We start from the raw sequence: 16,313 nt of genomic DNA, 5'->3' as shown, positions 1-16,313 counted from the left end.
CGGGACGGCCACGGCCGCCCGGGCGCCTCGCCGACAGAGAGAGCCAGGAGATGACCATGAGGAAGAGCAAACTCCTCCGGTGTGCTTTGGCAGCCACGCTCGCCTGCGGTCTGATGATTCCGACCACGGCAACAACAGCCTTCGCAGCCGAGGAAAACAGCGCTACCCCCCCCCTCGCTTCTGAGATAAGTTCCGAGGGAGAGGAGAACTTCGACGAGACCGTCGGCGAAGTCAACATCCCAGCGGAGACGGATTCCGCAGATGACGCCGCCGGTGCGACTGCTTCTGCAAATCCGTCGACGGAGGGCGGCGACGATGCCCACGTTCAGAGTGCGGTGCAGGCTGCGAGCCTAGGCGTTCAGTACCTCGGCCGCATGAACACGGCAGCTGTGGCCTCCTCGTCAGACGATGCCGTCCAGCCGCTCGACGAGTCGTGGGTTGTTGCCGGGCCCTTCGAGATACGGGGCGGCTCTGCCGGCTCGGATGCCAACTCGGGCGACTACTATCTCGATGCAGCGAACAAGATCCTCCATATTCGCACGTCTGCTCCCATGGCCATTCGCAATAAGGACGTGGCTGCGGCAACTGATGTCACTATCCAGATCGACGCCGGCGTGAAGGCCGACCTCACGCTCGCGGGGGTCAATATCTCATCGGGCGTCATCGCACCCATTAACGTGATCACCAACTCCGATGAGGACAAAGACGGCGTTCGCGTCAAGAATGCGGCTGACATCAAGAATAAGACGACTTTGCACCTTACCCTCGCAGACGGATCTACGAACACCCTGTTCAACTCGAAGACCGACAAGGACGGACGGCCCGGCCTGCGCTGCGGGTGGGGGTCGATCCTCATCATCGACGACGAGATCACGAACATCAGGGCCGGAGGCTCGAAGTTCGTGGAGGGCGATATCGTCACCCCGGAGAACGGCGCGGTGGCCGCCGACGTCACCCTTCTCGACGGCACCCAGCTCAAGAAGGGCGACGCCCTCGGTAAGCTCGATTCGGCCAATCCCGGCAAGCTCATCAGCACGGGAGGCGCTCACTCTCCGGGTATTGGCGGCGCTCCGAAGGAGAACGCGGGCACCATCATCATCAACGGCGGCGATATCAACGCGGCCGCCTACCTGTCAGGCCACGGAGGCTACTCGAGCGCGGCCGGCATCGGCGGTGGCAGCTGCGGCTCGGGCACGGTCATTACCATCAACGGAGGCACCATCACCGCCTCGGCGGGCATGTGCGGCTCAGGCATCGGCGCCGGCATCGGCTATCGGACAGACGCATCGCATGTGACTGACTGCACCGAGTCTCCCGATGCCATCGTGGTTCCCCGCGGCGAGGAGAATTCGTTCGGCTACAGCTATTACGGCACTGCCGTTTCCGGCAGCTACACTCCCGATGCGTCGGGCGTGTACGGCCGGGACGTCTGCCACGTCGTTGCGGGCGATATCACCATGAACGGCGGCTTCGTTCGTGCGAAGGGAACGGGTCACGGCAACGCCTTCGGGCAGCCATGCGCCCACGGTGCGGGCTCGAACCGCAACCACGTCATCCGCATCACGGGCGGTACGCTGCTCACGAGCGTCGAGCGCCTGTCGAGTCCGCCGAACCTCTATTCCATCGGCGCGCTCTTCGGATACACCATCGTGACGGGTGGCTCGGTGTACATCGAGAACACGGCGATGTTCCAGGGCATCGGCGACACCGCCTACAACACCCAGGGCATCGCCACGTGGAGCGATGTGATCCGCGTGGCCGGCGGCGACCCGAACGATTCCGACGCGAGCAAGCGCAAGTACCTCCCCGACACCGACAAGGTGTTCATGATCACGGTGAACCTCGCCGACTCCGACGAGAAGATGACCGACGAGAAGCTCGACTCGTTCAAGCTCTTCATCGGCAACGAGGAGTACAGCTACGGCGCTCCGTCGCGCTTCGACGACGGCAAGCTGTACCTGTGGCTCCCGGAGTGGGTGGCCGAGAAGGACAACGAGAAGGAAGTGCGCATCGAGATGTCGGTGCTGCGCGACGGCTCCACCACCCCGGAGGTCATCGACCCGCTCTTCATCTCCAAGCCGAGCACCACCAACCCCGACCAGACGGTGAAGCGCTACATCGAATTCCCCTTCCCGGCCGATTACGAGAAGAACACCCTCACGAAGGACTACGACGGCGAGCCCTTCCCGGCCTTCAAGCTCACCGAGCCCATCGTGGTGAACCGCGTGGTGGGCGACGAGACGCGCACGGAGACCCTGACCGACCCCGACGAGGTGAAGTTCAAGTTCCAGCTGCTCAAGCAGAACGAGGCGGGGGAGTGGGTGCCCGACGGGCTGGAATCGGCCGAGGGCGCCGCGTCGCTGCCGGTGGACGCCGGCCGCTTCACGGTGACCATGACCTCCTACGAGTACGCGAACCGCGAGGGCTACGCGAACAGCTACTGGGGGCATCAGGCCAAGGGCACCGCCGTCATCCGCCCGGTTCCGGCCATCCTGCACCTCGACAGCGCGCAATGGGGCTACCTCGACGAGGACGACGGCTCCTGGAAGGAGATCCTGCCCGACCAGCCCGAGGGGGGCGTGGCGGGCAACCGCTTGAAGCTCTCCTTCTACGTGCGCCCCGCCGACGGCACCGCCTCCACCTGCGCCGCTCCGACGGGCAGCTTCCAGGTGATGATCGACGGCAAGGCGGTGGGCGATCCCATCGAGCTTTCCGAGGAGGCCATGAAGGCATCGCCCCATTCCACTCTGACCGAGAAGGACATCGCGGGGCACCATGCCGTCGAAGTGGTCTACTACCTCGATCCGACCCATCGCGACGGCTTGCTCCAGCTGCTGGAACAGGCCGGCGACGGCGAGCAGCACACGGTGAACATCGAGTACCTGCCGGCGAAGAACTACATCGAGGGCGTGGAGGACAACCCCCAGAACGCCGACGAGGGCGATACCTTCATCGTGCCGGTGAAGCCGGAGGGCGACGTGCAGCCCGACCCGGAGGACAAGGACAAGGTGACCATCGAGACCTCGCCCGCGCCTGAGCCGGGCCCGGGCGGCACCGATCCGGACAACCCCACGGGCAAGATGCAGGTGGTGCGCAAGACCATCACCGCCAGCTACGGCGACTTCCACAGTGCAGATGCGGCCGACTTCTTCAGGCTGGCCGTCACCTCCACCTCCTCGGCGGCGGGCGCCTGGTCGGTGTCCAACGCGGCGGTGGCCGACCTGGTTATGGGCGAGAATGGGTCGCCCGCCCTCGACGAGAACGGGAAGCTGCAGATCAAGGTGAACAGCTGCGGCACCTCCGTCATCACGCTCGAGCAGAAGGCCAACGCCCTGTACACGGGCATCAAGTACATCCTCACGGTGAACATCCTGCCGGATCCGCTCGTAAAGCCCCAGGTGCAGATCCGCCTGACCCAGCGCAACCTGACCGCGCTCGCCGAGGGCGCCGGGAACCCGGCCGCGGCCTTCGTGGCCCGCGCCTTCCCCGAGGCCTCGGCCGAGGCCGGCATCGTGCCTCAGGCCGACGCCTCGGGCCGCGCCGACGCCCCGCCGCGGCCCGGCGATGTGATCGAGTACACGGTCACCGGCCTGAACCTCACGCCCGGGTCCGCCTGGCAGGGCGCGGAGCTTGTGGACGCCATCGACGCGCGCCTCGCCTTCGACGCCGACTCAGTGGAGATCGCCCGCAACTACGCCACCCACTCCGACAAGTACGACCTGGGTACCCCCGCGTTCTACAGCGGCTTCGACTGGGACGGCCTGGACTGGACCGATGTGAAGCAGGGCGACTACGCCTTCAGCGCGTCCACCCTCACCAAGGGCATCGGCACGGTGTACGGCGGCCAGTCCACCTCGGTGCGCTTCCGCGCCACGGTGGGGGAGGACCAGGGCCTGGGCGACCGCCCCGGCGAGGACGGCAAGCTCCCCGAGATAGGGAACGAGCCCGCGGGCTCCGGCGGCTACGGCAAGGACGAGGCGGACCTCGCACCCGGCGAGGAGGCGGTGCCGCCTGAGAAGCTCGTGCCCGACGTGGACATCGTCGTGGTGGGCGAGGGCGACAAGGACCCCGAGACGGGCAAGTTCCCCGATCCCGAGCCCACCCCGGTGCTGCCGAAGGACCCCACGGCCGCCGACATCGTGACCACGGTCAAGGTGGAGCAGAAGGAGAAGGGCGAGGACCACGGCGACGACCGATTCCTCGTGGGAGACACGCTCACCGTGACGGTGACGTCGGAGAACATCGCCCCCGACTCCAAGCTCGCCGACGCCGTGGTGAAGGCCACCCTGCCCGAGGGCATGGAGCCCAAGCCCGGCACCATCAAGCTGAAGGACGCCCAGGGCAACGTCCACGACGTGCCCGACAGCGCCTACGACCCGAAGACCGGCGTCATCGCCGTGAACGCGGGCGACCTGTACGGCGGCGAGAAGGTGGAGCTCGTCTTCGACGTGGAGGTGACCTCCACGCCCGAGACCCGCGAGCCGGGCGATGAGAGCGGCACGCGGCCCACCGATCCCGTCGTGGAAGGCGGCACGCTCGGCACCACCCCCACCGACGAGTGGGAGCGGGAGCATCCCACCGACCCCGGCGCTACCCCCGACGAGCCCTACGTCAAGCCCGAGCCCGGAACCCCCTTCGAGCCGACCAAGCCCTGGGAGGAGATCGAGGACGAGCTCGTCAGCACGCCGCCGGCCGTAGACCCCGAGATGCCCCCCGTGCTGCCCGCCAGCCCCTCGACCGAGGGGAAGGACGGCGCCGAGGCGGACATCAAGGTGGCGAAGACCGCCGAGAACCTCACCCGCGACGACGGCACCACGGCCGTGGGCGACACCGTGCGCTACACGGTGACGCTCTCCAACTCCGGCCCGCACACCATGTGGTACGGCGCCGTCGTCCGCGACGTGCTGCCCCTCGGCATCGACCCGCTCGCGGGCACCATAAGGCTCACCGCCCCCGACGGCTCGGTGACCGACGTGCCCGACTCCGCCTACGACCCCGCCACCCGCGTGCTCGCCGTGACCGCCGGCGACCTGGCCGGCGGGAGGACGGCCGTGCTCACCTTCGAGTGCGAGGTGACCGCCGAGGCCGTCGGCGCCGACATAGGCAACGTGGCGAGCGCCCACGGCACCACGCCCGCCGGGGTTGATCTCGGCACGGTGGGCGACGGCGCCGAGCGCCCGGCCCCCGGCCAGCCCTTCGACCCCTCCGAGGGCTGGGACGCGTTCCTCGAGGAGCACCCCGGCGTGGACAACGCCGGCGAGCCGGCCTACGCGCCGGGCACCGACGCCTCGGGCGGCGTGCTCGCCGAGGCCCCGGGCTCCGGCGACGGCTCGGGCAACGGCGACGAGGCGAACGGCAGCTCAGGCAAGAAGCAGATCCGCCTCGCCCAGACCGGCGATGACGCGGCCCTCTGGTTCCTCCTCCTGCCCGTCATCGCCATGGGCGCCGCCGTGACGCTGGCCGCTGCCTGCCGCCGTCGCGGCTAGCCGGCTGGCGGGAGCGGCGAGGACGCCATAATCCTGTGAGCTTCGAGGCGAGCGGCCCCAAAAGGGCCGTTCGCCTTGTGCGTTTGGCGAACTTAGGGGCCCTCATATTCTCTTAGGCGAACATCAGTGGCATAATAGCAAGCTAGTTGATTCGCACGGGGCGCCAGCCGCCCTGGCATTCGCCTAAGGAGAAACACCGATGGAATACAAACGCGATCCCCGCTTCGGCCGCCTCATCCCGGCTATGGTCACGCCGTTCGACCAGAACCTCGAGCTCGACCTCGACCGGACCCAGCAGCTGGCCGACCGCCTGGTCGCCGGCGGCGTGGACGCCATCATCGTGAACGGCACCACCGGCGAGAGCCCCACGGTGTTCTACCCCCAGAAACTGGAGCTGTTCCGCGCGGTGCTGCGCGCCGTGAACGGGCGCGTGCCGGTGATCGCGAACGTGGGCGACAACTGCACGGCCGACACCGTGTACTTCGCCCAGGACGCCGCCAAGCTCGGCGTCGACGGCTTCATGTGCGTGGTCCCGTACTACAACAAGCCGCCGCAGGAGGGGCTCTACCGCCACTTCAAGACCATCGCCGACTCCACCGACATGCCCATCATCCTGTACAACATCCCGGGGCGCTGCTCCATCAACATGGAGGCCGACACCACGCTGCGCCTGGCCCACAACTGCGACAACATCGTGGCCATCAAGGAGGCCTCGGGCAACATGGAGCAGATCAAGGCCATCATCGACAACGCCCCCGCCGGCTTCGACGTGTACTCCGGCGACGACTCGGCCACCCTTGACATCATGCGCCTGGGCGGCGCCGGCGTCATCTCCACCATCGGCAACGTGGCGCCCGAGCGCATGAAGGAGATCGTCGAGCTGGCGGCCGCCGGCAAGTGGGAGGAGGCCGAGGAGGCCAACGCGGCGCTGCTGCCCCTCATGACCGGTCTCTTCGCCACGGCGAACCCCATCCTCGTGAAGGAGGCGCTGAAGCTTATCGGCTTCCCCGTGGGCGGCGTGCGCCTGCCCCTCGTGGACGCCACCCCCGAGCAGTCGGCCACCCTGGCCGCCATCATGCGCGAGGTGGGCGTGCTGGGCTAAGGCCCCCGTGCTGAAACGTCGAGCGCCGGCGCGCCGTGGGGCGGGTCGGCGCTTTTGCAAGCTTATAACCGATAGACAAGGAACTCTATGACCAAGGAAAACCAAGGAAACGCCAACGAGAAGCCCCGCGCCGCGAAGGACGGCCAGGCGGCTTCCTCCAACCAGGGCGCCAAGCGCCGCAACGGCAACGGCAACGGCGGCCGCAAGAACAACACCTCCTTCAAGCGCGTGAACCTGGAGCGCAAGCGCCCGCAGCTTTCGCGCGGCGAGGGGGCCGACGGCGCCCAGCGCTCCGAGAACCGCCGCTCGCGCCGCGGCTCGAAGTCCTCGAAGGACCCGAACGCCAAGCTGCGCATCATCCCGCTCGGCGGCCTTGACGCCATCGGCAAGAACATGACCGCCTTCGAGTGCGGCGGCGACATGATCCTGGACGACGCGGGCCTGATGTTCCCCGACGACGACCATCCGGGCGTGGACCTCATCCTGCCCGACTACACCTACGTGCTCGAGAACGCCGACAAGCTGCGCGGCATCATCATCACCCACGGCCACGAGGACCACACCGGCACGCTGCCCTACCTCTTGAAGGACCTCGATCGCACGGTGAACATCTACGCGACCAAGCTCACCTTGGGGCTCATCGAGGGCAAGTTCGCCGAGCACAAGGTGAAGAACGCGAAGCTCATCGAGATCAAGTCCGGCGAGGAGATCAAGCTCGGCTGCTTCAAGGTGGACTTCTTCGCCGTGAACCACTCCATCCCGGGAGCGGTGGGCCTGTTCATCCAGAGCCCGGCCGGAAACGTGCTGCACACCGGCGACTTCAAGCTCGACCAGACGCCCATCGACGGCGTGACTACCGACTTCGCCGCCATCACGCGCTTTTCCGAGCAGGGCGTCGACCTCATGATGAGCGACTCCACCAACGCCATGAACCCCAACTTCACGCCGAGCGAGGCCGAGGTGGGGAAGACCCTCGACCAGATCATCTCCCAGGCCAAGGGCCGCGTCATCATCGCCAGCTTCGCGAGCCACATCCACCGCATGCAGCAGATCTGCGACGCGGCGGTGAAGAACGGCCGCAAGGTGGTCGTCACCGGGCGCTCCATGATCCAGAACACCGACATCGCGCGGCGACTCGGCTACCTGAAGATCTCCGACGACAACCTCATCGACGCCTACGACTTGAAGGGCATCCCCTCCGACGAGGTGGTCATCATGTGCACGGGCAGCCAGGGCGAGCCTTTGAGCGCCCTCGGGCGCATCGCCAACGGCGAGCACAAGACCATCGAGATCGAGGAGGGCGACACCGTCATCATCTCGGCCACGCCGGTTCCCGGCAACGAGAAGGCCGTGACCCGCGTCATCAACTCCCTCGCGAAGATCGGCGCCGACGTGTACGACAAGAGCCGCGGCAAGGTGCACGTGTCGGGGCACGCGGGCGCCGAGGAGCTGAAGATCATGCTCACCCTCGTGAAGCCCAAGGCCTTCATGCCGGTGCACGGCGAGGCCACCCACCTGCGCGCCCACGCCAAGCTCGCCGAGGCCACCGGGGTGGATCCCGACAACATCTACATCCTGGAGAACGGCGACTCGCTGGAGCTGTCGGCCATGGGCGTCGCCCGCGGCGAGGGCGTGCCCTCGGGCATCGTGTACGTGGACGGCCTGTCGGTGGGCGACACCTCCCAGGACGTCCTCGACGAGCGCAACACCCTCGGCAACCAGGGCTTCGCCAGCGTGGCGGCCGCCGTGGACGTGAAGCGCAAGCAGGTGGCCGGCGAGGTGCAGGTGTCCATGCACGGCATCACCGGTGGCGACGACTACTACCTGGCCGGCGAGGCCGCGAGCACCGTCACCGGCGCCCTGCGCAAGGCGCTCTCCAAGGGGGCCGGCGCCAAGGAGCTGCGCAAGGCGGCCCGCGACGCCCTGCTGTCGCTTCTGTGGGACCGCACCAAGCAGCGTCCAATGGTGGTCGTGAACATTCTGGAGGTTTAGGATTCCCGTGGCCCGACACTCGCAGCAAGCTTCCAACGCAGCCAAATCGAGAAAGAGCGCGAGCGCCGCTACCTCCAAGGACGGCACGCGCCGCCCGCTGTCGGCGGCCCGGAGCCGCTCGGTGGAGCCCGCGCCGCGCATCCTGGACGACCGCACCCGCCGCGACATGGTGGGCGTGGGCTTCGTTCTGCTCGGCATCGTGCTGTTCATCGCCGCGGTGGCCCCCACCGGCGCCATCGTCACGTCATTCCTGTCGGAGTCGCTCCACCTCGTGTTCGGGGTGGGGTGCTACATCATGCCCTTCTTCCTCGTGGCGGTGGGGGGTACCGTGCTCTACCGCAAGGAGACCGAGCGCATGTCGCTGCGCATCACCGTGGGCCTCGCCCTCATCCTGGTGGCGCTGCTCGGCATCATCGCGCTGTTCACGCCCGTGGGCAACACGGGCATCGAGCACCTGTTCGACCGCGAGGCCCTCATCACCCACGGCGGCTACGTGGGCGCGGCGCTGGCCTGGGTGGGCCTCACGCTGTTCGGCGGCATCATCACCGGCATCCTGCTTCTGGGCGTCGCCGTGGGCGGCGTCATCGTCATCGGGTTTTCCGTGTCGGCCTTCATCGAGAAGGTGCGCGCGCGCCACGAGGCCGACCTGGCCGCCCGCGAACCCTATCTGCCCGAGGCGCTCTTCGGCGCCGTAAAGCGCGGCGGCCACGTGGTGCGCCACGGCCTGGGCGGCGCGCCGTCGGAGGCTGTGGCGCCCCCCGACGCCACGGTGGTGCGCCCGGCGGCCCTCACGGCGCGCCTGTCCATGGAGGAGCAGCCGCGCCGTCGCAGCCGCGCCGTGGGCGCAAGCGGCCCCCAGGGCGCGCATCCGCCGGTGGACGGCGGCGCGCTCACCCAGCAGCTGGGAGGCGCGGCGGGCCCCACGGTGAACCTCTCGGCGCCCCCGGCCGCCCCCGACCCGCGCCAGACCGCGGCCATCGGCGACATCTCCGCCGAGGAGCCGGCGCGCCCCATGACGCGCAAGCTCGGCCGCAAGCCGGCCGCCGAGCCCGCGCCGGCCCCGAAGGCCGAGAGCGCCAACCCGCGCAAGAAGGCCGCCAAGCCCAAGGCCGCCCCCAAGAAGCCGGCGCCCGCTCCCTCGCGCGACGGCTTCCAGCTGCCCTCCATCGACCTGCTCGCCACCGGCGCCGGCAAGCGCCGCGGATCCACCGAGGCGGAGCTCGCCGAGGTGGCCGCCGAGCTGCAGCACACCCTGGAGGACTTCGGGGTGTTCGCGAGCGTCGTCGGCTGGGTGGAGGGCCCGACGGTGACGCTGTTCAAGGTGGACCTCCCCTCGGGCGTGCGTGTGAGCAAGGTCACCAACCTCACCGACGACATCGCGCTGGCGCTGGCGGCCCCCGGCGTGCGCATCTTCGCGCCCATCCCCGGCACCAACTACGTGGGCATCGAGGTGCCCAACCGCGAGCGCCAGACGGTGTATCTGCCCGACGTGCTCGCCACGGCGGGGGAGGGGCCGCTGCAGGTGGCCATCGGCGAGGACGTCGAGGGCCACGCCATCGTGCACGACCTGGCGAAGATGCCCCACGTGCTCATCGCCGGCACCACCGGCTCGGGCAAGTCGGTGGAGGTGAACGCCATGATCATGTCCATCCTCTTGCGGGCCACGCCCTCCGAGGTGCGCTTCATCATGATCGACCCCAAGCGCGTGGAGTTCGCCCCCTACGACGGCATCCCGCACCTCTACGTGCCCGTGGTCACCGAGTGCCGCGAGGCGTCGAGCGCGCTCTCCTGGGCCGTGGCCGAGATGGAGCGGCGCCTGAAGATGTTCTCGAAGTGCGGCGTGCGCAACATCATCTCCTTCAACGAGAAGGCGAAGGCCGCCCGCGACGCCGCCGAGGCGGCCGAGGCGAGCGGCGCCGACGCGCCCGAGAACCCCTACGGCGAGCCCATTCCCTACATCGTCATCGTCATCGACGAGCTTGCCGACCTCATGATGAACGTCGGCAAGGAGGTTGAGTTCTCCATCAGCCGCATCGCCCAGCTGGCGCGCGCGGCGGGCATCCACCTCATCATCGCCACCCAGCGCCCCTCCACCAACGTGGTCACGGGCCTCATCAAGGCGAACATCACCTGCCGCATCGGCCTTACCGTGGCCTCTGGCATCGACTCCCGCGTCATCCTGGACTCGGTGGGCGCCGAGAACCTCATCGGCCGGGGAGACCTGCTCATCTCGAAGCCGGAGTACCCCAAGCCCGTGCGCGTGCAGGGCCCGTGGATCCCCGACGACGAGATCGCGGCGGTGGTGGCGCACCTGAAGAGCCAGGGGGAGCCGGAGTACCATTCCGAGATCCTCAAGACCAACGTGGTGACCCTCGGCGACTCCTCTCCGGCCGGCGAGGGCGGCTCCGAGGCCGACGACCCGCTTCTGTGGGAGGCCGCCGATGTGGTGGTTTCGAGCGATTTGGGCTCAACATCCAACCTTCAGCGCCGCCTGAAGGTCGGATACGCCCGCGCTGGGCGTATAATGGATCAGCTTGAAGAAAAGGGCATCGTGGGGCCGGCCAACGGCAGCCGCCCGCGCGAGGTGCTCGTGGACGCGATGGAGCTCGAGACGCTCAAGGCGTTCGAGGCCAACGACGAGGACTAGGCGCGCGTCTTTTCGGGACGCGGAGCCTGACGACATAGAGGAGTAACCGTGGCGAGACAGACTTCCTTCGGAACCATGCTCAGGGCCGCGCGCGAGCGCAAGGGGCTCGATCTGTCCGCCGCCGCGCGCAAGCTGCGCATCCGCCCCGACATCCTGCGCGCCATCGAGGAGAGCGACTTCGCCCGCATGCCCCCGCGGGGTTACACCTCGAACATGGTGGGGGCCTACGCGCGCCTCGTGGGACTCAACCCCGCCGAGCTCACGCGCCTGTACCGCGACGAGGCCCAGCAGTTCGAGACGGGACGGCGCCCTGTGTCCTCCCGCTCCGAGCGCGCCCGCGCCGGCGAGCGCGGCGAGGGGAGGGGCTCGCGCACTTCCTCGCGGCGCGACGGCTCCCGTTCGGGCCGTTCCTCGCGCGACCGGCGCGGCGCGGCGGCTCCCCAGCCGGCCTACACCAACCTCGTCCAGGGCCGCCAGGCCCCCGGGCTCATCTCCAGCCTCGGCTCCATGCTCCCGCTCATCGTGGTCGGCGCCATCATCGTCGGCCTGCTCGTCCTCGTCATCGTGCTCGCCTTCAGCGGCCGCGACGTGCCGGCCGAGGACGCGCCCACGGTGCCCATCTCCGGCATGCCGACCCCCCAGGGCACCACGACAAGCGGCGATGGCGCGGAGAGCGGCCAGGCCGCGGCGCCCACGACCACGCCGGTGGCCCCCACGAGCGCCAAGTTCTCCTACGAGGTCGCCGACGGGGCGAAGCTCTACATCGAGGTCATCCAGGACGGCAAGACCGTAGAGGCCGGCGACGTGACCGGCCCCAAGAGCCAGGACTACGACGTCACCGGCAAGCTGAAGTTCGTCGTCTCCGGCGAGCCGAGCGAGGTGAAGATCGCCGTGGACGGCACCGAGGTCGAGCCCACCGAGACGAAGAGCGGCGTGTACACCTACACCGTCGACTTCGAGGAGGTGCTCGACGAGTGGAAGCGCGCCAACGGCGTGGGCTCGGGCTCCGCCGACAACGCCGGCTCCGATGACGCCGACGGCACCTCCTCGGGCGCCGGCTCGGCCGAGGGCGATGACGCATCGGGCTCCGGCTCCGATGACGACGGCGCCTCCTCCGGCAACTAGCACCCCCGCGCCCCGCGCGCATTCCCCATCCGCCCGGGCGCCCCGCGCCCCAAGAGAAAGGCTCTTCCATGGCCAAGGAATCCAGCTTCGATGTGGTGTCCACCGTCGACATGCAGGAGGTGGACAACGCCTTCCAGCAGGCGAAGAAGGAGATCGCCCAGCGCTACGACCTGAAGGACTCCGGCGCGGAGATCTCGCTCGACAAGAACGGCGGCACCATCACCGTGGCCGCGCCGGCCGACTTCGTCGCCTCTCAGGTCATCGACGTCATCGGCAGCAAGCTCATCAAGCGCGGCATCGATCTTACGGCCGTGAAGTGGGGAGACGTCCAGGCGGCCAGCGGCGGCGCGGTGCGCCGGGTGGCCACCATCGTCGACGGCATCGACAAGGAGACCGCGGGCAAGATCAACAAGGACATCAAGGCGCAGAAGCTCAAGTGCAAGGTCACCATCGAGGGCGACAAGCTGCGCGTGAGCTCCCCCTCCCGCGACACGCTGCAGGAGGTCATCGCCTTCCTCAAGGGGCAGGACTACGGCCAGCCCCTCCAGTACGTGAACTACCGCTAGGAAGCAGGACCTATGCCCTCTCAGGTCATCACCGCGCCCCGCGTCTGCCTCGTCACCATGGGCTGCGCCAAGAACGAGGTGGACTCCGCGGCCATGGCCCGCGCCCTCGCCCGGGCGGGCTACGACGTGGACGCGCCGGCCGAGGAGGCCGACGTCATCATCGTGAACACCTGCTCGTTCATCCAGTCGGCCACCGAGGAGAGCCTCGAGGCCGTCTTCGAGGCCGCGTCGCTGCCGAAGGTGGCCCAGGGCCGCGCCTCGGTGGTGGTGGCCGGCTGCATGCCGGCCCGCTACGGGGACGACCTGGAAGGTGAGCTCACCGAGGCCGCGGCCTTCGTGCCCTGCAGCAAGGAGGACGATATCGTGGCCGTGCTCGGGCGCCTCACCGGCTTTGCCGGGACGCCAGAGGCTCCCGCGGCCGCCCGTCCGGCGGGGGAGGCGCCCGTGTTCGCCTACGTGAAGGTCTCCGACGGCTGCGACCGCTTCTGCTCCTACTGCACCATCCCGCACATCCGGGGCCGCTACCACAGCTTCTCCTACGAGGACGTCCGCGCCGAGGTGGCCCGCGAGGTGGCCGCCGGCGCCCGCGAGATCGTGCTCATCGCCCAGGACACGGGGCGCTGGGGGCAGGACCTCCCCGGCGGCCGTGACCTGGCCTGGCTGGTGGATACGCTCGCCGGGGAGTTTCCCGACACGTGGCTGCGCGTCATGTACCTGCAGCCGGAGGGCGTCACCGACGAGCTGCTCGCCGTCATGGCCGCCCGCGAGAACGTCTGCTCCTACTTGGACATCCCGCTCCAGCACGTGAGCACGCCCATCCTGCGGGCCATGAACCGCGCCGGCTCGGCCGAGAAGTTCGCAGCGCTCGTGGACCGCGTGCGCGAGGCCGTGCCCGGCATCACCCTGCGCACCACGCTCATCGCGGGATTCCCCGGGGAGACCGACGAGCAGTTCGAGGCGCTGCGCGACTTCGTCTCCGAGGGCCTCTTCGACTACGTGGGCGTCTTCCCCTACTCCCGCGAGGAGGGCACGCCCGCCGCGGACCTTCCCGGCCAGATCGACGAGGGCGAGAAGGCCGAGCGGGCGCAGATCCTGCGCGATACGGCCGACGAGGCCTCGCGGGTGCGCATCGCCGAGCGCGTGGGCGCGCCCATGGCGGTGCTCGTGGAGGGCGTCGAGGAGGACGGCCAGCTCTACGGCCGCGCCCAGTGCCAGGCCCCCGAGGTCGACGGCGTCACGTTCGTCGGCGCCGGGCGCGTCGGCGAGGTGGTCGAGGTCGTCATCGCCGACACGCTGCTCTACGAGATGGAAGGGGAGTAAAGGCCCATGTCCACCATCCAGCCCACCGCGCCCGAGAAACTCTGGACGCCGGCCAACATCGTCACGCTCATCCGCATCTGCCTCGTCCCGGTGTTCGTGCTCGCCATCGTGAGCCCGTGGCCGATCTGGATGGGGCTGCCCGACATCACCATGGAGGCTAAGCGACTCATCGCCGCGGGCATCTTCATCCTCATCTCGTGCACCGACTGGATCGACGGGTATCTGGCCCGCAGCCGCGGCGAGGTGACCGACTTCGGCAAGTTCATGGACCCGCTCGCCGACAAGATCCTCGTGGCGGCCGCCCTCATCGCGCTGGTGGAGCTCGCGGTGCTGCCCGGCTGGCCGGTGCTCATCATCCTGGCCCGCGAGTTCATCGTCTCGGGCATCCGCATGGTGGCCGCCAGCAAGGGCGAGGTCATCGCTGCCAGCTGGTACGGCAAGGCCAAGACCGTCTTCCAGATGATCGCCATCGTGCTGTTCCTCGCCAAGGACGCGCTCACGTTCCCCACCGCGGCCGCGGCCTTCACGAACCCCCTGTTCGTGCTGTCCTGGGCCGTCATGGGCATCGCGCTCATCCTCACCATCATGTCCATGCTCGACTACCTGGTGAAGGCCCGCCACCTGCTGAAGGGCGCCGCCCCCAGGCCGGCCGAGGCCCCCGCCGCCCCCGAGCGGCCCACCGAGATCGCCGCGCTGCAGAAGGCCATCGACGAGCGGGCGCGGCTCGTGGTGGAGCGCGCCTGTGGGGCCGGCCTTTCCGTGGGAACCGCCGAGAGCCTCACCGGCGGCCTCATCGCCGCCATGCTCACCTCCGTCCCCGGGAGCTCGGCCGCGGTGCGCGGCGGCATCGTCAGCTACGTGAACGAGGTGAAGGAGGCCGTGCTCGGCGTGTCCGGCGACGTGCTCTCCCGCCATGGCGCCGTCGACGAGCTGGTGGCCCTCCAGATGGCCCGGGGCGCCCTTCGGGAGCTCGGGTGCGACGTGGCGGTATCGGTCACCGGCATCGCGGGGCCCACGGGCGCCGAGCCCGGCAAGCCCGTCGGCACGGTGTGGGTCGGCTGCGCGACGGCGCGGGGCACCCACGCCCGGGAGCACCATTTCGAGGGCAGCCGCGAGTCGGTGCGGCTCCAGACGGTGCTCGCCGCCTTGAAGGCGCTGGAGGAGGCCCTGGGCCGCTGAGTGGGCTTACGCGCCCGGAGCGACTCGGCCGGGACGGCAGTCCCGGGACGCGGGCGCGACTTGGGCGGGACGGGAGCGGGCCTTCGCCGGGACACCGCCGCGGCGCGCGGCGGGAACGGCATGCGGCATCTTCGCGACATAAGTGCGGTTTGCGGGAGCTATGATGGCCCGGCACCGTCATCGGGGGCCCTTCGTCTCCCATGGAGAAAAAATCTCTTGACGTGCATACGTTTGTTCGTATAATAAGAGGAAATCGGCCACTTGTTCGTATGATGGCCCAGACAAGGAGACTCCATGAACGAAGACAAAGAGAAGATGCTCAAACTCACCACGGACCAGATCGAGTCGAAGTTCGGCAAGGGGTCCATCATGACGCTCGGAGAGGGCGGCGCCGACCTGAACATCGGCGTCATCCCCACCGGCGCGCTCCCGCTGGACGCCGCCCTCGGCATCGGCGGCGTGCCCCGCGGGCGCATCATCGAGATCTACGGGCCCGAGTCGTCGGGCAAGACCACGCTCGCCCTGCAGATCCTCGCCGAGGCCCAGGCCCTCGGCGGCATCGTGGCCTTCATCGACGCGGAGCACGCCCTCGACCCGGTGTATGCGGCGCGCATCGGCGTCGATATCGACGAGGTGCTCATCTCCCAGCCCGACACCGGCGAGCAGGCGCTCGAGATCTGCGACATGCTCGTGCGCAGCGGGGCCATCGACTGCGTCATCGTCGACTCCGTGGCCGCGCTCGTACCCCGCGCCGAGATCGAGGGCGAGATGGGCGACACCACGGTGGGCCTCCAGGCCCGCCTCATGTCCCAGGCGCTGCGCAAGCTGGCCGGCTCGCTCTCCAAGTCGAACACCACCTGCATCTTCATCAACCAGCTGCGCGAGAAGATCGGCGT

The 16,313-nt window shown here is 68.8% G+C and carries 9 protein-coding genes; all 9 read left to right on the top strand.

Annotated elements, in window-relative coordinates; genetic code table 11:
- Positions 1 to 56: 56 nt before the first annotated feature.
- Complete coding sequence (locus Q5064_RS09150) at positions 57 to 5,486, top strand: hypothetical protein (RefSeq protein WP_302964072.1); 5,430 nt, start codon at positions 57 to 59, stop codon at positions 5,484 to 5,486.
- A 199-nt stretch (positions 5,487 to 5,685) separates the two neighbouring features.
- Positions 5,686 to 6,588: a 4-hydroxy-tetrahydrodipicolinate synthase gene (gene dapA / locus Q5064_RS09145; RefSeq protein WP_302964071.1), complete on the top strand. Its 903-nt coding sequence runs from the start codon at positions 5,686 to 5,688 to the stop codon at positions 6,586 to 6,588.
- Between the two features lie 87 nt (positions 6,589 to 6,675).
- A complete protein-coding gene (locus Q5064_RS09140) occupies positions 6,676 to 8,580 on the top strand; it encodes a ribonuclease J (RefSeq protein WP_302964070.1) in 1,905 nt (634 codons plus the stop codon).
- A gap of 7 nt (positions 8,581 to 8,587) precedes the next feature.
- Positions 8,588 to 11,227, top strand: a complete 2,640-nt coding sequence (locus Q5064_RS09135) for a DNA translocase FtsK (RefSeq protein ID WP_302964069.1) — start codon at positions 8,588 to 8,590, stop codon at positions 11,225 to 11,227.
- Positions 11,228 to 11,275: 48 nt separating this feature from the next.
- Positions 11,276 to 12,352, top strand: coding sequence for a RodZ family helix-turn-helix domain-containing protein (locus Q5064_RS09130; RefSeq protein WP_302964068.1), 1,077 nt, complete (start codon positions 11,276 to 11,278; stop codon positions 12,350 to 12,352).
- 68 nt (positions 12,353 to 12,420) lie between these two features.
- The gene (locus tag Q5064_RS09125; protein ID WP_302964067.1) at positions 12,421 to 12,918 is read left to right on the top strand and encodes a YajQ family cyclic di-GMP-binding protein; all 498 of its coding nucleotides are present in this window, start codon (positions 12,421 to 12,423) and stop codon (positions 12,916 to 12,918) included.
- Between the two features lie 12 nt (positions 12,919 to 12,930).
- Positions 12,931 to 14,238 carry a 30S ribosomal protein S12 methylthiotransferase RimO gene (gene rimO, locus Q5064_RS09120; protein ID WP_302964066.1) on the top strand — a complete coding sequence of 436 codons (1,308 nt, stop codon included), beginning with the start codon at positions 12,931 to 12,933 and terminating at the stop codon, positions 14,236 to 14,238.
- A 6-nt stretch (positions 14,239 to 14,244) separates the two neighbouring features.
- Positions 14,245 to 15,417: a CDP-diacylglycerol--glycerol-3-phosphate 3-phosphatidyltransferase gene (pgsA, locus tag Q5064_RS09115; protein WP_302964065.1), complete on the top strand. Its 1,173-nt coding sequence runs from the start codon at positions 14,245 to 14,247 to the stop codon at positions 15,415 to 15,417.
- A 294-nt stretch (positions 15,418 to 15,711) separates the two neighbouring features.
- A partial coding sequence (gene recA, locus Q5064_RS09110; protein WP_302964064.1) for a recombinase RecA occupies positions 15,712 to 16,313 on the top strand: 602 nt, incomplete at its 3' end.

The sequence above is a fragment of the uncultured Adlercreutzia sp. genome, from assembly GCF_958431955.1.
GTDB lineage: Bacteria > Actinomycetota > Coriobacteriia > Coriobacteriales > Eggerthellaceae > Adlercreutzia.
This window is presented reverse-complemented; position numbering and strand designations above follow the sequence as displayed.